Genomic DNA, 23,372 nt, shown 5'->3' on the forward strand with positions numbered 1-23,372 from the left:
AGGCATGAGCGAAGAAAACACGTACGACTCGACCAGCATTAAAGTGCTGAAAGGTTTGGATGCCGTACGCAAACGTCCCGGTATGTACATTGGCGACACTGATGACGGTAGCGGTCTGCACCACATGGTGTTCGAGGTGGTCGACAACTCCATCGACGAAGCCCTGGCCGGTCACTGCGACGACATCAGCATCATCATCCATCCGGATGAGTCGATTACCGTACGCGACAACGGGCGCGGTATTCCGGTAGACGTACACAAAGAAGAAGGCGTGTCGGCGGCAGAGGTCATCATGACCGTGCTTCACGCTGGCGGTAAGTTCGACGACAACTCCTACAAAGTTTCCGGCGGTTTGCACGGCGTGGGTGTTTCGGTAGTGAACGCACTGTCCGAAGAACTGATCCTGACGGTCCGTCGTAGCGGTAAAATCTGGGAGCAGACCTACGTTCACGGCGTTCCACAAGAACCGATGAAGATCGTCGGGGACAGTGAATCCACCGGTACGCAGATCCACTTCAAGCCATCGGCTGATACCTTCAAGAATATCCACTTCAGCTGGGACATCCTGGCCAAGCGTATTCGTGAACTGTCCTTTCTCAACTCCGGTGTCGGTATCGTCCTCAAGGATGAGCGCAGCGGCAAGGAAGAACTGTTCAAGTACGAAGGTGGCTTGCGTGCATTCGTTGAGTACCTGAACACCAACAAGACTGCGGTCAACCAGGTGTTCCACTTCAACATCCAGCGTGAAGACGGCATTGGCGTGGAAATCGCCCTGCAGTGGAACGACAGCTTCAACGAGAACCTGTTGTGCTTTACCAACAACATTCCACAGCGCGACGGCGGCACTCACCTGGTGGGTTTCCGTTCCGCACTGACGCGTAACCTGAATACCTACATCGAAGCCGAAGGCTTGGCCAAGAAGCATAAGGTCGCCACCACCGGTGACGACGCACGCGAAGGCCTGACGGCGATCATCTCGGTAAAAGTGCCGGATCCGAAGTTCAGCTCCCAGACTAAAGACAAGCTCGTATCTTCCGAAGTGAAGACCGCAGTGGAACAGGAGATGGGCAAGTACTTCTCCGATTTCCTGCTGGAAAACCCGAACGAAGCCAAGCTGGTCGTCGGCAAGATGATCGACGCCGCACGTGCCCGTGAAGCGGCGCGTAAAGCCCGTGAGATGACCCGCCGTAAAGGCGCACTGGATATTGCCGGCCTGCCCGGCAAACTGGCTGACTGCCAGGAGAAGGACCCTGCCCTCTCCGAACTGTACCTGGTGGAAGGTGACTCTGCTGGCGGCTCCGCCAAGCAGGGTCGTAACCGTCGCACCCAGGCCATCCTGCCGTTGAAGGGCAAGATCCTCAACGTCGAGAAGGCGCGCTTCGACAAGATGATTTCCTCCCAGGAAGTCGGCACCTTGATCACGGCGCTGGGCTGCGGTATCGGCCGTGACGAGTACAACATCGACAAGCTGCGCTACCACAACATCATCATCATGACCGATGCTGACGTCGACGGTTCGCACATCCGTACCCTGCTGCTGACCTTCTTCTTCCGTCAGTTGCCGGAATTGATCGAGCGTGGCTACATCTACATCGCCCAGCCGCCGTTGTACAAAGTGAAAAAGGGCAAGCAAGAGCAATACATCAAAGACGACGACGCCATGGAAGAGTACATGACGCAGTCGGCCCTGGAAGACGCCAGCCTGCACCTGAACGACGAAGCTCCGGGTATTTCCGGTGAAGCGTTGGAGCGCTTGGTCAACGATTTCCGCATGGTCATGAAAACGCTGAAGCGTCTGTCGCGCCTGTACCCTCAGGAGCTGACCGAGCACTTCATCTACCTGCCGTCTGTCAGCCTTGAACAGCTGGGCGATCATGCGCATATGCAAAACTGGCTGGCACAATACGAAGTTCGCCTGCGCACTTCGGAAAAATCCGGCCTGGTCTACAAAGCCAGCTTGCGCGAAGATCGTGAACGTAACGTGTGGCTGCCCGAGGTGGAACTGATCTCCCACGGTCTGTCGAACTACGTTACCTTCAACCGCGACTTCTTTGGCAGCAATGACTACAAGACCGTGGTTACTTTGGGCGCTCAACTGAGCACCTTGCTGGACGACGGCGCTTATATTCAGCGTGGCGAACGCAAGAAGCAGGTCAAGGAGTTCAAGGAAGCCCTTGACTGGTTGATGGCTGAAAGCACCAAGCGTCATACCATCCAGCGATACAAAGGTCTGGGTGAAATGAACCCGGATCAGTTGTGGGAAACCACCATGGACCCGGCCCAGCGTCGCATGCTGCGGGTGACCATTGAAGACGCCATTGGCGCAGACCAGATCTTCAACACCCTGATGGGTGATGCGGTCGAGCCTCGCCGTGACTTCATTGAGAGCAACGCCCTGGCGGTTTCTAACCTGGACTTCTGATCCATTTAGAACGCGGGAAACAAAAAGGCCAACGCTTAGCGTTGGCCTTTTTTATTGAGCAAATCAGCGATTTTTAAAATGCTCCACGTGGAACATCGGCGTTTTCAGCTTTGAGACGCGGTCGCCACGCTCTCCAACCGATACCCATACCCATAGATCGTCAACAACTGCCAACCTCGATCCGCCGTCAGCCCCAGCTTGTTGCGTAGCCGGTAGATATGCGTATCCAGTGGCCGTGACGAAACCATTTCTTCGTGGGTCCAGAACCGCTCGTAAAGATACTCACGGGACAGTGGCCGAGCCAGGTTGGCAAACAAGCAACTGGCCAGGCGATACTCACGCTCGGTGAGATTGATTGGTTTACCTGCACGGGTCACGGTCAGTTCAGCATCGTCAAAGGTCAGGTCATTGAAGCTCTGCACTTCATGGGTCGCTGACTTTTGCAGGCCATGCCGGCGCAAGACCGCCGTGACCCGTGCTTTCAATTCGTTAGGACGAAAGGGTTTGCTGACGTAATCGTCGGCGCCGCTGTTCAGTGCGGTGACAATGTCGCTCTCGGCGTCACGGCTCGTGAGCATGATGACGGCGGGCGGGGACTCCATATGTTCGCGGGTCCAGCGCAGCAGGGCAATGCCGGTGATATCGGGCAGTTGCCAGTCGAGTATCAACAGGTCGAAGGTTTCCCGGCGCAGTTGGCGCAGCAGGTCTTCGCCGCGCTCGAAGCAATGCAGGGTCCAGGGCTGTTCGGCGGTGCTGGGGATTTGTCGCAGTGTCTGTTCCACCCGGCGCAGTTCCGCGGGTTCGTCATCCAGTATTGCGACACGCATGGGTGGGTCCTTTCTTTTTTGAAGAGTATGGCAGCCGTCGCCGGTTTCTTTTACGGGCACGCACTGCGCAGATGCCAGTCGTTGAATCTGAAGAATTGTGCTCAGATCCGTCGACCCCTTGGATCTCTCGTTACGCTGAGAACAATGAGTGGTTATCCCACTGAAAATGCTCGATAGCGATGTGGGAAAGATACCGGCTCCCGACCCTAAGGAAAAGGATCAACCGACGCATGCGCTGTCGTAAACTCTCATGCGCAGATGCCAGACGCCCTCTCCCCAACCTTGATGAGCACCATGACCCTTTCCCGCAATTGCTTGCGCCGCGTCCTCCCCTTGTTGTCAGTCATGGCGGTCGGCTCTACGGGTGCTGCGGTCAACGTCCGCTTACCCTATATCGATGCTGATTTCTCATGCCGGGCCCAGCCTTTGCCTGCGGTGGTTCAGCATCTCACCGGAGAAGCTTGGAAAATCGATACGAAGGGCAGCGTGACTCCCTTGCGCGATGGCATGACCATTGGTGAACAAGAAGGTGTGAAGACCTCGGCGTCCGCGTTTGTCAGCCTGTTGCTGGGTGATGGATCCCGAGTGGTGTTGCCTTCCAGCTCCCAGGTGCGTTTGCAGATGGAGAAGACGCTGTCGATTCCTCGAGTCGTAATCGAACAGGGCCAAGTCGAGGCGTATGTGATCAAGCGTGTCAGCGACCATGATCGCTTCCAGATCGTGACGCCGGTGGGGGTGCTGGGCGTAAGGGGCACGCACTTTCGGGTGCGCAACGACGCTGAGCAATCGGTGCTTGAAGTGCTGGACGGCCAGGTAGCCGTTAATCGCGCGATGAAGGCCAAGCCAGCCGAAAGTGAGGTCAAGGTTGGCGCCCGGCAAGGTTTGCTCTTCAAGAAACAGGGCGACCTGAACCCCGTGGAGTTGCTTGCAGCACCCAAGCTCATGGGGCAGGACGGCCAACAAGGCGATGCGCCCGTCTGGAATTTGTACCTGCGGCCCTTGCCCGGTGCCCGACGCTACCGCGCGCAGGTCGCGGCCGATAAAGCCTTTATGGATATCCAGCAGGAAAACTTTTCCAGCGCGCCGAAAATGAGCTTCACTGGGCTCAAAGCCTCGTTCTATCACGTGCGCTTGTCGGCATACGACGAGAACGGCCTTGAGGGAGAAACCGGGGTTTATGACATCTTCTATCACCCACCCCTTGCCCAGGCGCGCTGACCGATGATGCTCTGGGGCAAGGCCGAGAAACGTCAACCCACCCATGCACAGCGGCTTTTCCACGGCCTGGTGCGGGAGTGGTTGTGGATCGGTTTACTGTTACTGCCCATCACGGCGTACCTGTCGTTGAGTCCAGGCCTGGCCTTGAACAATCCGTTGTATGACAGCCTGCGCCGTCTTACCCCGTTGCCTGTGGACCCACGTATCCTGTTGGTGACCATTGATGATCCGAGCCTGAAAAAACTTGGCCAATGGCCGTGGCCGCGTAGCTTGCACGCTGACCTGATAGACCGCCTGAGCGCTGGGCAACCGGCAAGTATTCTGTTCGATGTCATCTTCAGTGAGCCTGGCAACGCCGCCAATGACAAACGCCTGGTAGAAGCGGTCTGCAACGCCGGCAATGTCCTGATGCCATTGGTGCGAGAAGGCGCTGCGGGCTACAGCCAACCCGGCGCGCAGATGATGCCTTTGCTCAAATGCGCTAAAGGCGTGGGCCATATCAACGTGGAAGCAGACAATGACGGCGTGGTTCGCAGCCTGTATCTGCGCGAAGGCCCACCCGATGCTACGGCTGCGCAACTGGCTTGGCTGGCCTATGAGATGAGCGGCGAGTTATCCCAAATGCCAGGCGAGCCGCTGCAATCAACTGCCCAGTCCTGGCATCGAGAGCACGCTATTCGTATACCTTTTATCGCGCCGCATACCCATTTCCCGAGTGTGTCCTACGTCAGCGTTTTGCGCGGCGAAGTCCCCCCCGAGCAGCTACGCGGCCGCCTGATTTTAGTCGGATCGACGGCTTCCGGAATGGGCGATCGGTTTGTCACGCCGCTCTCCTCCAAAGCCGGCACCACCGCAGGTGTTGAGATCCAGGCCAACGTGCTCAATGGTTTGCTGCAGGGGCGCAGCATTGTTGATCTGCCGGGCTGGCTTGCGGCGCTGATGGCGACTTCACTGGTCGCGTTGCTGCTGGGACTGCTGCTTTACCGCCCTCGTTATGCGCTGTGGATGACGCTGGGCTGCATGGCTGCCGCGTTGCTCGGTTCGTTGGCGCTGTTACGCCTGGGCCACTGGTGGTCGCCTGCGGCCTGCCTGATCGGCCTGCTGCTCAGTTACCTGATCTGGAACTGGCGTCGCCTCAGTGTGATCCTCGCCTATTTCGGCTGGGAGCTGGCGCGCCTGGATAACGAACCCAAGGTCCTGCCCGAGCGCCGCCGCGCGCCTGCCAGCAAAGGCGATGTGTTGCAGGCGCGTATCTTCGCCCTGGAGCAAGCGGTCAGTCGCACGCGCGATACCCGCCGCTTCATGGCCGACGGCCTGGAGTGCCTGCCGGTCGCGACGCTGATCACGGACCCCAGGGGCAATATCCTGCTGGCCAATCGCATTGCGCGGGAAGTGTTCGGCAACATCCTGGTCAACGAAAACCTGCTGGAGCAACTGGCGGATTTGGGCTACCCGCCGCTGCACAATGGCGTGCGCCCTGCCCTCTCGGTGCTGGAGTTGGTCGAGTTCCGGGATATCCACAAGCGCAGTCTGCGCATGGAGTTGGCGCCCTTGTTACCAGCCGAAGGCGACATCGCGCTCGGCTGGCTGCTGAGCCTGACGGATTTGAGTAAGGAGCGCGAGGCCCAGCAACACCGCGAGACGATGTTGCGGTTTCTTTCCCATGACCTGCGGGCGCCGCACTCGGCAATCCTGGCCCTGCTGGACGTGCATAACGGCGAATCGCCGGTGTTCGCCCAGATCGAGCAGCAAGTGCGGCGCGCCTTGGGCCTCACCGAATCGTTCGTACAGTTGGCGAAGGCTGAGGCCGACGGTTATCAGTTCCAGCCAACCTTGTTCGCCATGTTGGTGATGGACGCGTTCGACCAAGTGGCAGTGCTCGCCCAACTCAAGGGGATTCATCTGGTTCATGATCTGGATGAAGCCGACGAGGGCATGGTGTCGGCCGATCAGTCACTGCTCACCCGGGCACTGTTCAATGTGCTGGAGAACGCCATCAAGTATTCGCCTTCGGGGACGACCGTCAGGTTGAGGCACAGCACTGCAAAGGGTTGGCTGGAATGTCGTATCAGTGACCAGGGGCCGGGGATTTCCGCGACGGACCTGCCGGAACTGTTCAGCCAATACCGACGCTTCGATTCGGCTCAAGGCAGTGAAGGTTTGGGATTGGGGCTGAGCATGGTCAAGGCCGTGATAGAGCGCCACGGTGGTCGCATCAGCTGCGAGAGCGTGGTGGGTAAAGGCACCCTCTTCTGCCTGCAACTGCCCGTACTGGAAGAGTGAAAAACGTACGTTTGCGCTGTGCATGAAAAACCGGTCGCCAGGACCGGTTTTTTTACGCGGGAAAAACTTATGCACCTTTTCCGTGATTTTATGACCTCTGGAAATATGTATGTAAATCAGCTTCTTATGCAGCAAAAAAGGCGATTCGCCAACATACCGTGCACAGGTTATCCACAGATGCTCAGATCACCGGTGTGTCGACCAGGACCGGCTCAGGCGGCAACGAACCCATGGCCCGCTGCTGCGCTTGATTCCATGCCTGGGCACGGTCATTCAACGCTGCAATTGCGCGGGGTCCTTCCCCTTCGGCGTACATGGGTTCGCCAATCACTACCGTGATGGTGCCCGCGCGTTTCGCCCAGCCGGTCTTTGGCCAGAACTTGCCGGCGTTGTGGGCAATCGGTAGCACTGGCAAGTTGGCGTTGACCGCCAAGGCGGTACCGCCACGTGAGAACTTGCCTACGGTGCCGTAAGGAACACGCGTGCCTTCGGGGAAGATCAGCACCCAAACGCCGTCCTTGAGCAGCTCGTCGCCTTTCTTGGCTACGTGCTTGAGCGCAGCCTTGGGGTTATCGCGGTCGATGGCGATCGGACGTAACATCGCCATGGCCCAGCCGAAGAAAGGCACGTACAGCAACTCACGCTTGAGCACCTGGCTCAACGGCGAGAAGTACGCCGACAAAAAGAACGTCTCCCAGGTGCTCTGGTGGTTCGACAGAATCACGCAGGGCTGCTCCGGGACGTTTTCGGCGCCCTTGATCTCGAAGCGAATGCCCAGGAATACCTTGGACAGCCACAACGCGCAGCGGCACCAATAGACGTTGATAAAGCGATAGCGCGCCTTGAACGGCAGGAACGGCGCAATAAAAAAGCTCAGTGTGCACCAGAGAAAGGAACTGGTGCCCAGCAGCAGGTAAAAGAAAAAGGTTCTGATGGCCTGCAAAATCGACATGGCGGCATTTACCGTTGCGGGACAAGGCCCGCCTGTTAAAAGCGCACTCCCGAACACTCCTTGGTCAGGAGTCGAGTGCGGCTAGTTGTTGATAAGTTCTGCGGCAACGGCCGCCAGATCGTCAAAAATCAAGGTGCCTACCGGCAGGTTTTTCGCCTGGGTCTTTTCGCCTTTCCCGGTCTTAACCAAAACTGGCTGAGAGTCGACGGCCTTGGCCGCCTCCAGGTCACCGAGGCTGTCCCCGACGAACCATATCCCAGCCAAGGGCACCTTGTAATGTTCTGCAATGATTTTCAGCATACCTGGCTTGGGCTTGCGGCAATCGCAGCCGTCATCCGGCCCATGCGGGCAATACACCACCAGCCCGACTTCACCACCCTGCTCGGCCACCAACGTGCGCAAGCGCGCGTGCATGGCGTCCAGGGTCGCGATGTCGTAGTAGCCACGGGCGATGCCGGACTGGTTGGTGGCGATGGCCACCGTCCAGCCCGCCTTGCTCAACTGCGCGATGGCCTCGATCGAACCCGGCAGTGGAATCCACTCCGCCACCGACTTGATGTAAGCGTCGGAGTCGTAGTTGATCACTCCGTCCCGATCGAGAATCAGCAGTTTCAACATGCTCAGCTCAGGGTCGATATGTCAGCAATATTGACGAACAAGCCGCGCAGACGCGCGAGCATGGCGTAGCGGTTTTTGCGCACGCCGGCATCGTCGGCATTGATCATCACCGCTTCGAAGAACGCATCGACCGGCTCACGCAAGGTGGCCAGGCGCGCCAATGCTTCGGCGTAGTTGCGTTCGGCGATCAGCGGCTTCACCGCGTTTTCAGCCTTGGCGATGGCCGAGTTCAGCGAGAACTCCTTGGCATCGGCAAACAGGCCTGGATCGACGTCAACGTTGCCCAGGCCTTCGGCCTTGCTCAGCAGGTTCGATACACGCTTGTTCACGGCGGCCAGTGCGTCGGCTTCCGGCAATTTGCGGAAGGCCTGCACGGCTTGTACGCGCTGGTCGAAGTCCAACGCCGAACCTGGCTGCAGGGCACGTACCGACAGGTACACCGAAACGTCCACGCCTTCGTCTTCGTAACGCGCGCGCAGGCGGTCGAACACAAACTCCAGCACTTGCTCGGCCAGGCCCGCTTGCTTGACCTTGGCACTGAACTGGCCGACCGCGAATACCACGGCCTGGGTCAGGTCGAGGTCCAGCTTTTTGTCGATCAGGATGCGCAGCACACCCAGGGCCGCACGGCGCAGGGCATACGGGTCTTTGCTGCCGGTTGGCAACATGCCGATGCCGAAGATACCGACCAGGGTATCCAGCTTGTCGGCGATGGCCACGGCAGCACCGGTCAGCGTGGTTGGCAGTTCGGCACCGGCACCGCGTGGCATGTACTGCTCGTTCAGGGCCAGCGCTACGTCGTCCGGTTCGCCGTCATTGAGGGCGTAGTAGTAGCCGGCAACACCTTGCATCTCCGGGAATTCACCAACCATCTCGGTGGCCAGGTCGCACTTGGACAGCAGGCCTGCGCGCGCAGCCAGGGCAGCATCACCGCCAATGCGAGGCGCAATGTAGGCGGCCAGCTTGGAAACACGCACGGCCTTGTCGTAGACGCTGCCGAGTTTTTCCTGGAACACCACGTTCTGCAGGCGCAGGTTGAAGTCTTCGAGCTTCTGCTTCTTGTCTTGCTTGAAGAAGAACTCCGCATCGGTCAGGCGCGGGCGCACGACTTTCTCGTTACCGGCGATGATCTGCTGCGGGTCTTTGCTGTCGATGTTGGCCACGGTGATGAAGCGCGGCAGCAACTTGCCGTCCACGTCCAGCAGGCAGAAGTACTTCTGGTTGTCCTGCATGGTGGTGATCAGCGCTTCTTGCGGCACGTCGAGGAAACGCTCTTCGAATGAGCACACCAGCGGCACCGGCCATTCAACCAGCGCGGTCACTTCATCGAGCAGGCTTGGCGGCACGATGGCGGTGCCTTCCTGCAGGCGGGCCAGCTCTTCGGTGCGCTTGCTGATCAGCTCGCGACGCTCATTGGCGTCAGCCAGCACGTAAGCGGCGCGCAGGTCGGCGGCATAGTTGGCCGGCGAAGTGATGCGCACGGCGTGCGGGTGATGGAAGCGGTGACCACGGGAGTCACGGCCAGCCTTTTGGGCCAGGATAGTGCAGTCGATGACTTGGTCACCGAGCAGCATCACCAGCCATTGGGTTGGGCGTACGAACTCTTCCTTGCGTGCGCCCCAGCGCATGCGCTTGGGAATCGGCAGGTCGTTCAGGGAGTCTTCGACGATGGTTGGCAACAGGCTGGCGGTCGGCTTGCCGGTGATGACCTGGCTGAAACGCAGTTTCGGGCCGCTCTGGTCGATCTCGCTCAGTTCCACGCCACATTTTTTGGCAAAGCCGAGGGCAGCCTGGGTCGGGTTGCCTTCGGTGTCGAATGCGGCCTGGCGCGGCGGGCCGTCGAGGTTGATGCTGCGGTCCGGCTGCTGGATTTCCAGCGCGGTCAGCAGCACGGCCAGGCGGCGCGGCGCGGCGTAGACTTTCTTCGCTTCGAACTTCAGGCCGGCACTGTGCAGGCCCTTTTCGATACCGGCCAGGAACGCATCGGCCAGGGTGTTGAGTGCCTTGGGTGGCAGCTCTTCGGTGCCCAGTTCAACCAAAAAATCTTGAGCACTCATTGTGCAGCCTCCAGCTTAGCCAATACTTCATCACGCAGGTCCGGGGTTGCCATCGGGAAGCCCAGCTTGGCGCGCGCCAGCAGGTAGGCTTGGGCGACGGAACGCGCCAGGGTGCGTACACGCAGAATGTATTGCTGACGCGCGGTGACCGAGATGGCACGGCGCGCATCCAGCAGGTTGAAGGTATGGGACGCCTTCAACACCATTTCATAGCTTGGCAGCGGCAGCGGCTGGTCAAGTTCGATCAGGCGCTTGGCTTCGCTTTCATAGAAGTCGAACAGTTCGAACAGCTTGTCGACGTTGGCGTGTTCGAAGTTGTAGGTGGACTGCTCCACTTCGTTCTGGTGGAACACGTCGCCGTAGGTGACTTTGCCGAACGGGCCGTCAGCCCATACCAGGTCGTAGACCGAGTCCACGCCCTGCAGGTACATGGCCAGGCGCTCGAGGCCGTAGGTGATTTCGCCGGTGACCGGGTAGCACTCGATGCCGCCCGCTTGCTGGAAGTACGTGAACTGCGTGACCTCCATGCCATTGAGCCAGACTTCCCAACCCAGGCCCCAGGCGCCCAGGGTTGGCGACTCCCAGTTGTCTTCGACGAAACGGATGTCGTGGACCAGCGGGTCCAGGCCAACATGCTTGAGCGAGCCCAGGTACAGTTCCTGGAAGTTGTCCGGGTTGGGCTTCAATACCACCTGGAACTGGTAGTAGTGCTGCAGACGGTTCGGGTTTTCGCCGTAGCGGCCGTCAGTCGGGCGACGACTGGGCTGCACATAAGCGGCGTTCCAGGTTTCCGGGCCGATGGCCCGCAGGAAGGTAGCGGTGTGGAAAGTGCCGGCGCCTACTTCCATATCGTAGGGCTGAAGTACCACACAACCTTGCTCGGCCCAGTATTGCTGGAGGGCGAGGATCAAGTCTTGGAAGGTACGCACGGCTGGCGTAGGCTGGCTCACGAAATTCACCTGTTACTTGGGCTGCGATTTAAAGAGCGGGAGTATACCCGATTCGGCCGCGCCACCATCCCCTGGAGCCTTATGCCACGCTGCTTTTGGTGTTCTGAAGATCCGCTGTACATGGCTTATCACGATCAGGAGTGGGGAACGCCGCTGCGCGATGCGCAGGGTTTGTTCGAGTTGCTTTTGCTCGAAGGGTTCCAGGCGGGCCTTTCCTGGATCACCGTTTTACGCAAGCGCGAGCATTATCGAAAGGTCCTGTTCGGCTTTGATGCGCAACGTCTGGCGCGGTTGAGCGACGACGAGATCGACGCGTTGATGCAGGATCCGGGCATTGTGCGCAATCGCCTGAAGCTCAACGCGACCCGGCGCAACGCCGCTGCCTGGCTGGCGCTGGAGGACCCGGTGGGTTTGCTCTGGTCGTTCGTCGGCGGCGTGCCCAAGGTCAATCATTTCAAGGACCGCAGCGAAGTGCCGGCCATTACGCCCGAAGCCGAAGCCATGAGCCGCGCGCTGAAAAAAGCCGGTTTCACCTTTGTCGGGCCGACCATTTGCTATGCCTTCATGCAGGCCTCGGGCATGGTCATGGACCACACCCGGGACTGCGACCGTTACGCGGATCTGGCCAACGCCGGTTAGAATGCCCGCTTTGCGCACCACACACACGATCAGGAGTGACCTGTGGAAAAGTTTAAAGGCGCCTTGCTGGTAGGCGCTCTTCGGTTATTTGCCCTGCTGCCCTGGCGGGCTGTCCAGGCGGTCGGCACGGCCATTGGCTGGATCATGTGGAAAACCCCCAACCGGTCCCGCGACACGGTGCGGATCAACCTCTCCAAGTGTTTCCCCGCCATGGACCCCGCCGAGCGCGAAGCATTGGTCGGCCGCAGTCTGATGGACATCGGCAAGTCATTGACCGAAAGCGCCTGCGCCTGGATCTGGCCGGCCCAGCGCTCCATCGATCTGGTGCGCGAAGTCGAAGGCCTTGAAGTGTTGCACCAGGCCCTCGCCTCGGGCAAAGGCGTGGTCGGCATCACCAGTCACCTGGGCAACTGGGAGGTGTTGAACCACTTCTATTGCAGCCAGTGCAAACCGATCATTTTCTACCGCCCGCCCAAGCTCAAGGCGGTGGATGAGTTGCTGCGCAAGCAGCGTGTGCAACTGGGTAACCGCGTGGCGGCGTCGACCAAGGAAGGCATCCTCAGTGTGATCAAGGAGGTGCGCAAAGGCGGCCAGGTGGGTATTCCGGCTGACCCGGAGCCGGCAGAATCCGCCGGCATCTTCGTGCCGTTCTTCGCCACCCAGGCGCTGACCAGCAAGTTCGTGCCGAACATGCTCGCGGGCCACAAGGCCGTTGGCGTGTTCCTGCATGCCCTGCGACTGCCGGACGGTTCGGGGTACAAAGTAATCCTGGAAGCGGCGCCGGAAGACATGTACAGCACCGACACCGCCACGTCGTGCGCAGCGATGAGCAAGGTGGTGGAGCGTTATGTCGGCGCCTACCCGAGCCAGTACATGTGGAGCATGAAGCGCTTCAAGAAACGCCCGCCGGGTGAAGAGCGGTGGTACTGACTCACCGCTGACCTCCAGCCCAATGGAGATCAAATGTGGGAGCTGGCTTGCCTGCGATAGCATCACCTCGGTGTCCCTGAAACACTAAGGTGTCTGCATCGCAGGCAAGCCAGCTCCCACAGGGGATCACCTCAGGCTTGGCGGTCGAGTTTTTTCAGGAACACCATCATCTCTTTCTCGGCCTGTTTGTCGCCATGGGCCTGGGCGGCTTCGATACCCTTCTCCCACGCCTGGCGCGCTGCGGCCTGATCACCCAGTCCAAGTTGCGCCTTGCCCAACAACTTCCACGCCGCCGAATACTTCGGGTCGAACTCGACACACTTGTGCAAATGCTCCGCCGCCTTGGCGTTGTCCTTCAAGTCCAGATAACCCTTGCCCAAGCCAAAGCGCAGCAGTGCGTTATCCACACCCTTGGCGAGCATTTTTTCCAGGGATTCGAGCATGCCGGTCACTCCGTTCGATCAGAAAAAGCTCAAGCCCACGTGGAACAGTTTCTCCACATCACGGATATGTTTTTTATCCACCAGGAACAGGATCACATGATCACCCGTGGCGATCACCGTATCGTCGTGAGCAATGATCACCTCTTCATCACGAATGATCGCGCCAATGGTGGTGCCCGGCGGCAAGCCGATATCGCGGATGGCCTTGCCGATCACCTTGCTCGACTTCGAGTCACCGTGGGCGATCGCCTCGATGGCCTCAGCCGCGCCCCGGCGCAGGGAGTGCACGCTGACGATATCGCCACGGCGCACGTGGGCCAGCAAGGTGCCAATGGTCGCGAGCTGCGGGCTGATGGCGATGTCGATATCGCCGCCCTGGATCAAGTCGACATAAGCCGGGTTATTGATGATGGTCATCACCTTCTTCGCGCCCAGCCGCTTGGCCAGCAAGGAGGACATGATGTTGGCTTCGTCATCGTTGGTCAGGGCCAGGAAGATATCGGCGTCGGCGATGTTTTCTTCCATCAGCAGGTCGCGGTCCGAGGCGCTGCCTTGCAGTACGACGGTGCTGTCCAGGGTGTCGGACAAATGCCGGCAGCGTGCCGGACTCATCTCGATGATCTTTACCTGGTAGCGGCTTTCGATGGCTTCGGCCAAGCGCTCGCCGATCTGCCCGCCGCCCGCGATAACGATGCGCTTATAGGTTTCGTCGAGGCGACGCATTTCGCTCATGACTGCACGAATATTCGCCTTGGCGGCGATGAAAAACACTTCGTCGTCGGCCTCGATCACGGTATCGCCCTGGGGCAGGATCGGGCGGTCGCGCCGGAAAATCGCCGCGACGCGGGTTTCCACGTTTGGCATGTGCTCGCGCAGCTGGCGCAGTTGCTGGCCGACCAGCGGGCCGCCGTAATAGGCCTTCACCGCGACCAGCTGCGCCTTGCCGCCGGCAAAGTCGATGACCTGCAAGGCGCCCGGGATCTCGATCAGGCGCTTGATGTAGTGGGTGACCACTTGTTCCGGGCTGATTAGTACGTCGACCGGGATCGCGTCGTTGTCGAACAGCCCGGCGCGGGTCAGGTAGGCCGCTTCGCGCACCCGCGCGATTTTGGTCGGGGTGTGGAACAGGGTGTGGGCGACCTGGCAGGCGACCATGTTGGTTTCGTCGCTGTTGGTCACGGCCACCAGCATGTCGGCGTCATCGGCACCGGCCTGGCGCAGTACCGTCGGGAACGAGGCGCGGCCTTGTACGGTGCGGATGTCGAGACGGTCGCCGAGGTTGCGCAGGCGTTCGGCATCGGTGTCGACCACGGTGATGTCGTTGGCTTCGCTGGCCAAATGTTCGGCCAACGTGCCACCGACCTGCCCTGCTCCAAGGATGATGATTTTCATCCGGTCACTCCCTTAAACCCGTTCAGCCGCGTGCGGCGGCGATCTTGATCAGTTTGGCGTAGTAGAAGCCATCGTGTCCGCCTTCTTGCGCCAGCAACTGGCGGCCGTGGGGCTGCTTGATGCCGGCGGTTGTGGCGAGGTCCAATTCCCGGGCGCCGCTGGTGCGGGCAAGGAAGGCTTGGATCACCTCGGTGTTTTCCGTCGGCAAGGTGGAACACGTGGCGTAGAGCAGGATGCCGCCGACTTCCAGGGTCGGCCACAGCGCATCGAGCAGCTCGCCTTGCAGTGCGGCCAGGGCGATGATGTCATCGGGTTGGCGGGTGAGCTTGATGTCCGGGTGGCGACGGATCACGCCAGTGGCCGAGCATGGCGCGTCGAGCAGGATGCGCTGGAACGGTTTGCCGTCCCACCAGGCGGCGGTGTCGCGGCCGTCGGCGGCGATCAGCTCGGCGCTCAGGCCCAGGCGTGCGAGGTTTTCCCGCACGCGCACCAGGCGCTTGGCTTCCAGATCGACAGCGACTACACCGGCCAGGTCTTTTTCGACTTCCAGGATGTGGCAGGTCTTACCGCCAGGCGCACAGCAGGCGTCGAGCACGCGTTGGCCGGGCGCCAGGTCGAGCAGGTCGGCCGCCAGTTGCGCAGCTTCGTCCTGCACGCTGATCCAACCCTCGGCAAATCCCGGCAGGCTGCGCACATCAGTGGCCGCTTCGAGCACGATGCCGTCGGTGCTGTACACGCAGGGCGTGGCGTTGATGCCGGCGTCGGCGAGCAATTGCAAGTAGGCGTCACGAGGGTGATGGCGGCGGTTGACCCGCAGGATCATCGGCGGGTGCGCATTGTTGGCCGCGCAAATCGCTTCCCATTGCTCTGGCCAGAACACCTTCAAGGATTTTTGCAGCCAGCGCGGGTGAGCGGTGCGCACCACCGGGTCATGCTCCAGCTCGGCCAGCAGTGTTTCGCTTTCGCGTTGGGCGCGGCGCAGTACGGCGTTGAGCAGCGCTTTGGCCCAGGGCTTTTTCAGCTTGTCGGCGCAACCGACGGTCTCGCCGATAGCGGCGTGAGCGGGCACGCGGGTATAGAGCAGCTGATACAGGCCTACCAGCAGCAACGCCTCGACATCGGCATCGGCCGCCTTGAACGGCTTCTGCAGCAACTTCGCCGCCAGCGCCGACAACCGTGGCTGCCAGCGGGCGGTGCCAAAGGCCAGGTCCTGGGTGAACCCGCGATCGCGGTCCTCGACCTTATCCAGTTGCGTGGGCAGTGAACTGTTCAGCGAAGCCTTGCCGTTGAGCACGGCGGCGAGGGCCTTGGCGGCGGCCAGACGCGGGTTCATTGGGCCACCACGCCAAGGACCGTGCCCAGGGCAAATTTCTCACGACGGCTGTTGAACAAGTCGCTGAAATTCAGCGCCTTGCCACCGGGCAATTGCAGACGGGTCAGGCACAGCGCCTGTTCGCCGCAAGCGACCAGCAGGCCGTCCTTGCTGGCGCCAACGATTTCACCCGGAGCACCTTTGCCCTCGGCCAGGGTCGCGGCCAGCACTTTCAAGGCTTCACCGTTGAGGGTGCTGTGGCAGATCGGCCATGGGTTGAAGGCGCGCACCAGCCGCTCCAGCTCCACGGCCGGGCGGCGCCAGTCGATGCGCGCTTCGTCTTTGTTCAGCTTGTGGGCGTAGGTGGCCAGGCTGTCGTCCTGCACTTGGCCTTCCAGGGTGCCGGCGGCGAGCCCAGCGATGGCCTGGAGCACGGCGGGAGGGCCCAGCTCGGCAAGGCGGTCGTGCAGGCTGCCACCGGTGTCTGCTGGGGTAATCGGGGTGGTGACTTTGAGCAGCATCGGGCCGGTGTCCAGGCCCGCCTCCATGCGCATCACCGTCACCCCGCTTTCGCGGTCGCCCGCCTCTACGGCGCGCTGGATCGGCGCCGCACCGCGCCAGCGTGGCAGCAGCGAAGCATGGCTGTTGATGCAACCCAGGCGCGGGATATCCAGCACCACTTGCGGCAGGATCAAGCCGTAGGCCACCACCACCAACAGGTCCGGTTTCAGCGCGGCGAGTTCAGCCTGGGCGTCGGCGTTGCGCAAGGTCGGCGGTTGCAGAACGGGGATGTCGTGTTCCAGGGCCAGTTGCTTGACCGGGCTCGGCATCAGTTTTTGCCCGCGACCGGCCGGGCGATCCGGCTGGGTGTACACCGCGACAATGTCATAAGGGCTGGCAAGCAAGGCCTTCAGATGTTCGGCGGCGAATTCGGGAGTGCCGGCAAAAACAATGCGCAGTGGCTCGGTCATGGGAAGTCTCGGTTAAAAACAGTCACAAAAGAAAAAGGCTTGCCGCAGCAAGCCTTTGGAAGAAGGGCATCAAGCTTGCTGGCGATGCTTTTTTTCCAGCTTCTTCTTGATCCGGTCGCGCTTGAGCGTGGACAGGTAATCGACAAACAGCTTGCCGTTGAGGTGGTCGCATTCGTGCTGGATACACACCGCCAGCAGACCTTCGGCAATCTGTTCGAACGGCTTGCCGTCGCGGTCCAGGGCCTTGATCTTCACGCGCAACGGGCGTTCGACGTTCTCGTAGAACTCGGGCACGGAGAGGCAGCCTTCCTGGTATTCGCCCATCTCGTCGGTCAGTGGTTCGAACTCAGGATTGATGAATACACGCGGTTCGCTGCGATCTTCCGACAGGTCCATGACCACGACGCGCTGATGCACGTTGACCTGGGTCGCGGCGAGGCCGATGCCCGGGGCTTCATACATTGTTTCAAACATGTCATCGACCAACTGACGAACCTTGTCGTCCACTACGGCCACCGGTTTGGCGATCGTGCGCAGGCGCGAGTCGGGAAATTCGAGGATGTTCAAAATAGCCATAAGCGTAATTGCTGCACATGTGAGGTAGAGGCAAATCGGCGTTGGGATGGACCCACACGGCCGGTGTGAAACCCTTGAAGGCCGCGAAGGCCGAGGCATTTCACGCGAACGCACATAATAAAGGAGATTGACCCCATGAGGAAATCGCTACTCGTCTTGCTGTTGTGGGCCCCGTTCGCCATGGCCCTGCTGCCCCAGCCCGTCCAGCGTCCGGATCAAGCGACGCAACAGGCTATCCAGCGTTTTTTACTGCATAACCGCATTCTCGACTCGCCTCTGGACCTGGACAACGCGCCGTACATCGTCGCCGCCAATGCCGGGCGAGTACTCGGCGCCCATGGCGAGCGGGTGTATGCCAGGGGTGACCTGGACCCTTCCCAACCCGATTACGGAATATTCCGACGAGGCAAGGCCTACACCGATCCTCAGACCCAGGAACTGCTGGGCATCAATGCCGACGACGTCGGCACTGCGCGCTTTGTTACCGCCGGCGACCTCACGACCCTGGCCGTACAGCGGGTGACCCAGGAGGTGCGTCCCGGTGACCGGCTTTTACGAGCGCAGTCTCCCGTCGACTCGGCAAGCCTTGCGGTGCCGCCAACGGCGCCGTCCGTCGAAGGGCACATCATCGATGTCCCCAAGGGCGTGACCCAGATCGGTGTGCTGGATGCCGTAACCCTGAACAAAGGCCGCCGCGACGGTTTGGTGGAAGGTCAACTGCTCAGCGTTATCAAGACCGGCGCCACGGTGCGCGATGGCCTCACCGGCGCAGCCACGAAACTGCCCGACGAACGCGCGGGCACCCTGCTGGTGTTTCGCACCTACGAGAAGCTCAGTTACGGCCTGGTCCTTAAGGCCTCGCGCCCGCTGGCCGTGGCCGATCGTTTCGAGACGGCCCGTCACTCGGAATAAATAGCCTGCTAAATAAGTTACCAACAGAGTTATCCACAGCTTTTCACGGTCAAGGAAGATCAAATGTCTCAGATGAACAGTCAGGAAATATCCCCGTGCGAACTGGAAGCCCGGCTGCGCTTGCACCGGCTGCCGGAGCTGGGGCCGAAGCGTTTTCGCTTATTGATCGAAGCATTCGGTTCTGCGTCCAAAGCCATCAGCGCGCCAGCCAGCGCGTGGCGTTCACTTGGGTTGCCAGCCACCAGCGCCGATGCCCGGCGCAGCCATGAAGTGCGCGACGGTGCCAGTGCGGCATTGGCCTGGTTGGCGCGCCCGGCCCAGCAATTGCTGATGTGGGACCAGCCGGAGTACCCAGCACTGCTTGCCCAGATTGATGATGCGCCACCGTTGTTATTCGTCGCTGGCGACCCTTCGATACTGGAAAAACCGCAGTTGGCGATGGTCGGTAGCCGCCGTGCATCGCGTCCCGGCATGGACACGGCGGCAGCCTTTTCCCGCAGTTTGGCGAGCGCTGGTTTTGTGATTACCAGCGGCCTGGCGTTAGGCATCGATGGCGCAGCCCATCAAGCGGCATTGGACGTGGGTGGCCAGACAATTGGCGTGCTCGGCACCGGGCTCGAAAATTTTTATCCACAACGCCACAGACGGCTGGCTGAGGAGATGATCGACCAGGGCAGCGCCGTGATTTCCGAGTTTCCGCTGGACGCGCCGCCCCAGGCCGGCAACTTCCCCCGGCGCAACCGGATCATCAGTGGTTTGTCCCTTGGCGTACTGGTGGTGGAAGCCAGCATGGCCAGCGGTTCGCTGATCACTGCGAAACTGGCGGCCGAGCAAGGGCGTGAGGTGTATGCCATCCCCGGCTCCATCCACCATCCCGGCGCCAAGGGCTGCCACCAGTTGATCCGCGACGGCGCGGTATTGGTGGAGACCATCGAGCACATCCTGGAAGGCTTGCGCGGCTGGCAGGCGCTGTCTCGTCCGGCGCCGATGCCTGTTACCCACCCGTTGGTGGCGCTGCTGCACGCAGCGCCCCATACCAGTGAAGCCCTGGCGATTGCGAGCGGGCGGCCGTTGTCCCAGGTGCTGGCGACGCTCACCGAACTTGAACTGGAGGGCCAGGTCATCTGCGAAAGTGGGCGCTGGCTTGCGCGCTGCTAGGTTTTGTAAAGAAGATCGGTAAACTGCGCGAAGCTTTAGTCTGGAGAATCAACCATGGTCAACCGGTGGCGTGTGCTGGAAACCGCACGAGAAATTCGCGCAGGCGCGGTGATTGCCTATCCAACCGAGGCGGTTTGGGGCTTGGGCTGCGACCCATGGAACGAAGCAGCGGTGGACCGTTTGCTCGCGATCAAGAACCGTTCGGTCGATAAGGGCTTGATCCTGGTGGCGGACAACATCCGCCAGTTCGACTTTCTGTTCGAAGACTTCCCGCAGGATTGGATCGACCGCATGGCCAGTACCTGGCCGGGGCCGAATACCTGGCTGGTGCCCCATCAGGACCTACTGCCGGAATGGGTGACAGGCATGCATGACACCGTGGCGCTACGGGTTACGGACCATCCGCTGGTGCGCGACTTGTGCTCGCTGGTGGGGCCGTTGATCTCGACGTCGGCCAACCCACAGGGGCGGCCGGCCGCGCGCACGCGGATTCGTGTGGAGCAGTATTTCCGCGGCCAGGTGGATCTTGTGTTGGGTGGCGCCTTGGGTGGTCGCAAGAACCCCAGCCTGATCCGCGACCTGGTGACAGGCGAGGTGGTGCGGCCTTCCTGAGACCGCGTCGCGGCCATCGCGGGCAAGCCCGGCTCCCACATTTGATCGATGTCCGTCATGACAACTCGGTCAAGTGTGGGAGCGGGCTTGCCCGCGATGAGGCCCTCAAGGCAACAGAATGGTCGACCCGGTCGTACGCCGCCCCGACAACTCCGTCTGCGCCTTCGCCGCGTCCGCCAGCGCATACCGCTGGTTGACATCAATGCGCACCTTGCCGCTCTTGATCATCGAGAACAGGTCATCGGCCATTGCCTGCAGGTTCTGCGCGTTGTTTGCGTAGGTCGCCAGAGTCGGCCGGGTGACGTACAGCGAGCCCTTGGCCGCCAGGATCCCCAGGTTCACCCCATCCACCGCGCCTGATGCATTGCCGAAACTCACCACCAGCCCACGCGGGGCCACGCTGTCCAGTGACGATAGCCAGGTGTCCTTGCCGACGCCGTCATACACCACTGGCACCTTTTTGCCGTCGGTCAATTCCAGAACGCGCTGTGCAACGTTTTCCTTGCTGTAATCGATGGTTTCCCAAGCGCCGAGACACTTGGCCAGGGCGGCCTTTTCCGGCGAACTCACGGTACCGATCAGCTTGACGCCCAATGCCTTGGCCCATTGGCAGGCCAGGGAACCCACGCCACCGGCCGCGGCGTGGAACAGAATGGTTTCGCCACCTTTGAGTTCATAGGTCTGGCGCAGCAGGTACTGCACGGTCAGGCCTTTGAGCATGGCGCCGGCGGCTTGTTCGAAGCTGATCTCGTCCGGCAGGTGTACCAGGTTGGCGGCGGGCAGCACGTGCAACTGGCTGTAGGCACCCAGCGGGCCACTGCCGTAGGCCACGCGGTCGCCGACCTTGAATTGGCTGACTTCGCTGCCGACGGCGTCGACCACACCGGCGCCTTCGGCACCCAGCCCCGATGGCAGGGACGGCGGTGCATACAAGCCACTGCGCAAGTAGGTGTCGATAAAGTTCAGGCCGATCGCCTCGTTACGCACGCGAACCTGCTGCGGGCCGGGCTCCGCCGGCGTGTAGTCCACATATTCAAGCACTTCGGGGCCGCCATGGGCGCTGAACTGGATACGTTTGGCCATCTGCACTTCTCCTGGGTTGGAACTCGCGTAGCCCCCTATCGAACGCCTAAGCTTGATCTTCGTCAACTGCGGCGCAGTCGGATGGGGTGGTATCCTGTGCGCCCATTTGCCGCCGACGCCCAATGGCCTCGCGTAGCTTTGCCCGATTCAAGGTGATGCCATGACTACCCGCACTGAGGCCGTAAAGGCCTACCTGCTCGACCTGCAAGACCGTATTTGCAGCGCCCTGGAAACCTTCGAGACGGACACTCGCTTCATCGAAGACACCTGGACCCGGCCGGCCGGCGGCGGCGGTCGTACCCGTGTGATCGAAAACGGTTCGGTGATCGAAAAAGGCGGCGTTAACTTTTCCCACGTATTTGGCAGCGGTCTCCCGCCTTCCGCCAGTGCGCACCGGCCTGAACTGGCCGGCCGTGGCTTTGAAGCCCTGGGTGTCTCGCTGGTAATCCATCCGCACAACCCTCATGTACCGACTTCCCACGCCAACGTGCGGTTTTTCATCGCTGAAAAAGAAGGTGAAGAGCCGGTGTGGTGGTTTGGCGGCGGCTTCGACCTCACGCCTTACTACGGCAACGAGGAAGACTGCATCCACTGGCACCGCGTGGCCGAGCAGGCATGCGCACCGTTTGGCGCGGATGTTTACTCGCGCTACAAGGCGTGGTGTGACACCTACTTCCACATCAAGCATCGCAACGAGCCTCGTGGTATCGGCGGCCTGTTCTTCGATGATTTGAATGAATGGGGCTTCGACACCTGCTTCGCGTTCATCCGCGCCATCGGCGATGCCTATATCGACGCCTACCTGCCAATTGTTCAGCGCCGCAAAGCCATCGCTTACACCGAGCAGCAGCGCCAATTCCAGGAGTTCCGCCGGGGCCGCTACGTTGAGTTCAACCTGGTCTACGACCGTGGCACGCTGTTCGGCCTGCAATCGGGCGGGCGTACCGAGTCGATCCTGATGTCGCTGCCGCCGCAAGTACGCTGGAGCTACGACTGGAAGGCCGAGGCCGGCAGCGAAGAAGCCCGCCTCACTGACTACTTTCTTCAAGACCGCGACTGGCTGGGACTTGCCGCGCCCAAGGCGGCGGTCTGATGGATCGTTATGTCGTCTTCGGCAATCCCATCGGCCACAGCAAATCGCCGCTGATCCATCGCCTGTTTGCCGAGCAGACTGGCGAGCAACTGGACTACGGCACGTTGCTCGCGCCGCTGGAGGATTTTAACGGCTGTGCCCGTGAGTTTTTCCAGCAGGGTCGTGGCGCCAATGTCACCGTGCCGTTCAAGGAAGACGCCTTCCGCTTGGCCAATACCTTGACCGAACGCGCCCAACGCGCCGGCGCGGTGAACACCTTGAGTAAGCTCGCCGATGGCAGCCTGCTCGGCGACAACACCGATGGCGCCGGCCTGGTGCGCGACCTCAGGGTCAACGCCGGTTTGAGCCTGCAAGGCAAACGTATCCTGGTGCTGGGTGCCGGTGGTGCGGTGCGCGGTGCATTGGAACCATTGCTGGCCGAACAGCCGGCGTCGTTGGTCATCGCCAACCGCACCGTGGAAAAAGCGGAGTTGCTCGCCGAGTTGTTTGACGACCTGGGCCCCGTGGCTGCCAGCGGTTTCGATTGGTTGCGTGAGCCGGTCGATGTGATCATCAACGCTACGTCTGCGAGCCTGTCAGGCGCTGTACCGCCGATCGCCGGCAGCCTGATCGAGCCGGGCAGGACTTTTTGCTACGACATGATGTACGCCAAGGAACCGACTGCGTTCTGCCGCTGGGCGACCGAACAAGGCGCAGCCGTGGCGATGGATGGCCTGGGCATGCTGGTGGAGCAGGCGGCGGAAGCCTTCTTCCTGTGGCGCGGCGTGCGCCCGGATTCGGCGCCGGTGTTGGCCGAGCTGCGCCGGCAGTTGGCTTAACCCAACTTAATGCGGGCACGGTCAATGTGGGAGCTGGCTTGCCTGCGATAGCGGTGTTTCAGACAGACCGCAATCGCAGGCAAGCCCGCTCCCACAGTTTTAACCG

At 60.9% G+C, this 23,372-nt stretch carries 21 protein-coding genes; 10 read left to right on the top strand and 11 right to left on the bottom strand.

The window, feature by feature from the left end:
- The first annotated feature begins 4 nt into the window (after positions 1-4).
- Positions 5-2,422 carry a DNA topoisomerase (ATP-hydrolyzing) subunit B gene (gyrB, locus tag BLL36_RS14985; protein ID WP_076952166.1) on the top strand — a complete coding sequence of 806 codons (2,418 nt, stop codon included), beginning with the start codon at positions 5-7 and terminating at the stop codon, positions 2,420-2,422.
- Positions 2,423-2,526: 104 nt separating this feature from the next.
- Here the strand turns inward: gyrB and BLL36_RS14990 are convergent, their stop codons facing one another.
- Positions 2,527-3,249: a response regulator transcription factor gene (locus BLL36_RS14990; RefSeq protein ID WP_076952167.1), complete on the bottom strand. Its 723-nt coding sequence runs from the start codon at positions 3,247-3,249 to the stop codon at positions 2,527-2,529.
- Between the two features lie 285 nt (positions 3,250-3,534).
- Here BLL36_RS14990 and BLL36_RS14995 point away from each other — a divergent pair, with 285 nt between their 5' ends.
- Positions 3,535-4,467 (top strand): FecR family protein, encoded by a 933-nt coding sequence (locus BLL36_RS14995; protein ID WP_076952273.1) that lies wholly within the window; start codon positions 3,535-3,537, stop codon positions 4,465-4,467.
- Positions 4,468-4,470: 3 nt separating this feature from the next.
- A complete protein-coding gene (locus BLL36_RS15000; protein ID WP_076952168.1) occupies positions 4,471-6,750 on the top strand; it encodes a CHASE2 domain-containing protein in 2,280 nt (759 codons plus the stop codon).
- Between the two features lie 181 nt (positions 6,751-6,931).
- On the opposite strand, the gene BLL36_RS15005 is transcribed toward BLL36_RS15000, so the two are convergent.
- The 4 genes from BLL36_RS15005 to glyQ all read right to left on the bottom strand — a co-directional run bounded on the left by BLL36_RS15005 (position 6,932) and on the right by glyQ (position 11,327).
- Positions 6,932-7,702, bottom strand: a complete 771-nt coding sequence (locus BLL36_RS15005) for a lysophospholipid acyltransferase family protein (RefSeq protein ID WP_076952169.1) — start codon at positions 7,700-7,702, stop codon at positions 6,932-6,934.
- Positions 7,703-7,783: 81 nt separating this feature from the next.
- Positions 7,784-8,320: a D-glycero-beta-D-manno-heptose 1,7-bisphosphate 7-phosphatase gene (gene gmhB / locus BLL36_RS15010; RefSeq protein WP_162279243.1), complete on the bottom strand. Its 537-nt coding sequence runs from the start codon at positions 8,318-8,320 to the stop codon at positions 7,784-7,786.
- A gap of 2 nt (positions 8,321-8,322) precedes the next feature.
- Positions 8,323-10,377, bottom strand: coding sequence for a glycine--tRNA ligase subunit beta (glyS, locus tag BLL36_RS15015; RefSeq protein WP_076952170.1), 2,055 nt, complete (start codon positions 10,375-10,377; stop codon positions 8,323-8,325).
- Positions 10,374-11,327, bottom strand: coding sequence for a glycine--tRNA ligase subunit alpha (gene glyQ / locus BLL36_RS15020; RefSeq protein ID WP_003187265.1), 954 nt, complete (start codon positions 11,325-11,327; stop codon positions 10,374-10,376). The genes glyS and glyQ overlap by 4 nt, the downstream gene beginning before the upstream one ends.
- Before the next feature lie 81 nt (positions 11,328-11,408).
- Here glyQ and BLL36_RS15025 point away from each other — a divergent pair, with 81 nt between their 5' ends.
- Together BLL36_RS15025 and BLL36_RS15030 are read left to right on the top strand one after the other, a co-directional pair.
- Positions 11,409-11,966, top strand: a complete 558-nt coding sequence (locus tag BLL36_RS15025) for a DNA-3-methyladenine glycosylase I (protein WP_076952171.1) — start codon at positions 11,409-11,411, stop codon at positions 11,964-11,966.
- A gap of 42 nt (positions 11,967-12,008) precedes the next feature.
- Positions 12,009-12,896 (top strand): lysophospholipid acyltransferase, encoded by an 888-nt coding sequence (locus BLL36_RS15030; RefSeq protein WP_076952172.1) that lies wholly within the window; start codon positions 12,009-12,011, stop codon positions 12,894-12,896.
- Between the two features lie 131 nt (positions 12,897-13,027).
- Here BLL36_RS15030 and BLL36_RS15035 read toward each other — a convergent pair whose 3' ends face one another.
- The 5 genes from BLL36_RS15035 to def all read right to left on the bottom strand — a co-directional run bounded on the left by BLL36_RS15035 (position 13,028) and on the right by def (position 17,590).
- Positions 13,028-13,339 (bottom strand): hypothetical protein, encoded by a 312-nt coding sequence (locus BLL36_RS15035; protein WP_076952173.1) that lies wholly within the window; start codon positions 13,337-13,339, stop codon positions 13,028-13,030.
- Positions 13,340-13,357: 18 nt separating this feature from the next.
- A complete protein-coding gene (gene trkA, locus BLL36_RS15040; protein WP_010565843.1) occupies positions 13,358-14,731 on the bottom strand; it encodes a Trk system potassium transporter TrkA in 1,374 nt (457 codons plus the stop codon).
- 22 nt (positions 14,732-14,753) lie between these two features.
- A complete protein-coding gene (gene rsmB, locus BLL36_RS15045) occupies positions 14,754-16,064 on the bottom strand; it encodes a 16S rRNA (cytosine(967)-C(5))-methyltransferase RsmB (RefSeq protein ID WP_076952174.1) in 1,311 nt (436 codons plus the stop codon).
- Positions 16,061-17,014 (bottom strand): methionyl-tRNA formyltransferase, encoded by a 954-nt coding sequence (gene fmt, locus BLL36_RS15050; protein WP_076952175.1) that lies wholly within the window; start codon positions 17,012-17,014, stop codon positions 16,061-16,063. Before fmt ends, rsmB begins: the two co-directional genes overlap by 4 nt.
- 69 nt (positions 17,015-17,083) lie before the next feature.
- The gene (gene def, locus BLL36_RS15055; protein WP_076952176.1) at positions 17,084-17,590 is read right to left on the bottom strand and encodes a peptide deformylase; all 507 of its coding nucleotides are present in this window, start codon (positions 17,588-17,590) and stop codon (positions 17,084-17,086) included.
- Between the two features lie 135 nt (positions 17,591-17,725).
- On the opposite strand from def, the gene BLL36_RS15060 reads away from it, so the two are divergent.
- The 3 genes from BLL36_RS15060 (at position 17,726) to BLL36_RS15070 (ending at position 20,272) form a co-directional block, all read left to right on the top strand.
- On the top strand, positions 17,726-18,502 hold the full coding sequence (locus BLL36_RS15060; protein WP_076952177.1) for a peptidoglycan-binding protein: 777 nt from the start codon (positions 17,726-17,728) through the stop codon (positions 18,500-18,502).
- Positions 18,503-18,565: 63 nt separating this feature from the next.
- On the top strand, positions 18,566-19,660 hold the full coding sequence (dprA, locus tag BLL36_RS15065) for a DNA-processing protein DprA (protein ID WP_076952178.1): 1,095 nt from the start codon (positions 18,566-18,568) through the stop codon (positions 19,658-19,660).
- Positions 19,661-19,714: 54 nt separating this feature from the next.
- Complete coding sequence (locus BLL36_RS15070; protein ID WP_076952179.1) at positions 19,715-20,272, top strand: L-threonylcarbamoyladenylate synthase; 558 nt, start codon at positions 19,715-19,717, stop codon at positions 20,270-20,272.
- Positions 20,273-20,377: 105 nt separating this feature from the next.
- On the opposite strand, the gene BLL36_RS15075 is transcribed toward BLL36_RS15070, so the two are convergent.
- Complete coding sequence (locus BLL36_RS15075; protein ID WP_076952180.1) at positions 20,378-21,355, bottom strand: NADPH:quinone reductase; 978 nt, start codon at positions 21,353-21,355, stop codon at positions 20,378-20,380.
- 160 nt (positions 21,356-21,515) lie between these two features.
- On the opposite strand from BLL36_RS15075, the gene hemF reads away from it, so the two are divergent.
- On the top strand, positions 21,516-22,448 hold the full coding sequence (gene hemF / locus BLL36_RS15080; RefSeq protein ID WP_076952181.1) for an oxygen-dependent coproporphyrinogen oxidase: 933 nt from the start codon (positions 21,516-21,518) through the stop codon (positions 22,446-22,448).
- Entirely contained in the window at positions 22,448-23,266 is an 819-nt protein-coding gene (gene aroE / locus BLL36_RS15085; RefSeq protein WP_076952182.1) for a shikimate dehydrogenase, read from the top strand. Before hemF ends, aroE begins: the two co-directional genes overlap by 1 nt.
- Positions 23,267-23,372 lie beyond the last annotated feature (106 nt).

Source organism: Pseudomonas cedrina subsp. cedrina (genome assembly GCF_001983175.1).
GTDB lineage: Bacteria > Pseudomonadota > Gammaproteobacteria > Pseudomonadales > Pseudomonadaceae > Aquipseudomonas > Aquipseudomonas cedrina.

Coding starts and splice junctions, on each gene's coding strand:
- BLL36_RS15075 (WP_076952180.1), bottom strand. CDS start 21,355: ATGGCCAAACGTATCCAGTTCAGCGCCCATGGCGGCCCCGAAGTGCTT.
- BLL36_RS15025 (WP_076952171.1), top strand. CDS start 11,409: ATGCCACGCTGCTTTTGGTGTTCTGAAGATCCGCTGTACATGGCTTAT.
- BLL36_RS14990 (WP_076952167.1), bottom strand. CDS start 3,249: ATGCGTGTCGCAATACTGGATGACGAACCCGCGGAACTGCGCCGGGTG.
- gyrB (WP_076952166.1), top strand. CDS start 5: ATGAGCGAAGAAAACACGTACGACTCGACCAGCATTAAAGTGCTGAAA.
- BLL36_RS15060 (WP_076952177.1), top strand. CDS start 17,726: ATGAGGAAATCGCTACTCGTCTTGCTGTTGTGGGCCCCGTTCGCCATG.
- aroE (WP_076952182.1), top strand. CDS start 22,448: ATGGATCGTTATGTCGTCTTCGGCAATCCCATCGGCCACAGCAAATCG.
- rsmB (WP_076952174.1), bottom strand. CDS start 16,064: ATGAACCCGCGTCTGGCCGCCGCCAAGGCCCTCGCCGCCGTGCTCAAC.
- glyS (WP_076952170.1), bottom strand. CDS start 10,377: ATGAGTGCTCAAGATTTTTTGGTTGAACTGGGCACCGAAGAGCTGCCA.
- hemF (WP_076952181.1), top strand. CDS start 21,516: ATGACTACCCGCACTGAGGCCGTAAAGGCCTACCTGCTCGACCTGCAA.
- BLL36_RS15070 (WP_076952179.1), top strand. CDS start 19,715: ATGGTCAACCGGTGGCGTGTGCTGGAAACCGCACGAGAAATTCGCGCA.
- BLL36_RS14995 (WP_076952273.1), top strand. CDS start 3,535: ATGAGCACCATGACCCTTTCCCGCAATTGCTTGCGCCGCGTCCTCCCC.
- fmt (WP_076952175.1), bottom strand. CDS start 17,014: ATGACCGAGCCACTGCGCATTGTTTTTGCCGGCACTCCCGAATTCGCC.
- BLL36_RS15005 (WP_076952169.1), bottom strand. CDS start 7,702: ATGTCGATTTTGCAGGCCATCAGAACCTTTTTCTTTTACCTGCTGCTG.
- trkA (WP_010565843.1), bottom strand. CDS start 14,731: ATGAAAATCATCATCCTTGGAGCAGGGCAGGTCGGTGGCACGTTGGCC.
- dprA (WP_076952178.1), top strand. CDS start 18,566: ATGTCTCAGATGAACAGTCAGGAAATATCCCCGTGCGAACTGGAAGCC.
- BLL36_RS15035 (WP_076952173.1), bottom strand. CDS start 13,339: ATGCTCGAATCCCTGGAAAAAATGCTCGCCAAGGGTGTGGATAACGCA.
- def (WP_076952176.1), bottom strand. CDS start 17,590: ATGGCTATTTTGAACATCCTCGAATTTCCCGACTCGCGCCTGCGCACG.
- gmhB (WP_162279243.1), bottom strand. CDS start 8,320: ATGTTGAAACTGCTGATTCTCGATCGGGACGGAGTGATCAACTACGAC.
- BLL36_RS15000 (WP_076952168.1), top strand. CDS start 4,471: ATGATGCTCTGGGGCAAGGCCGAGAAACGTCAACCCACCCATGCACAG.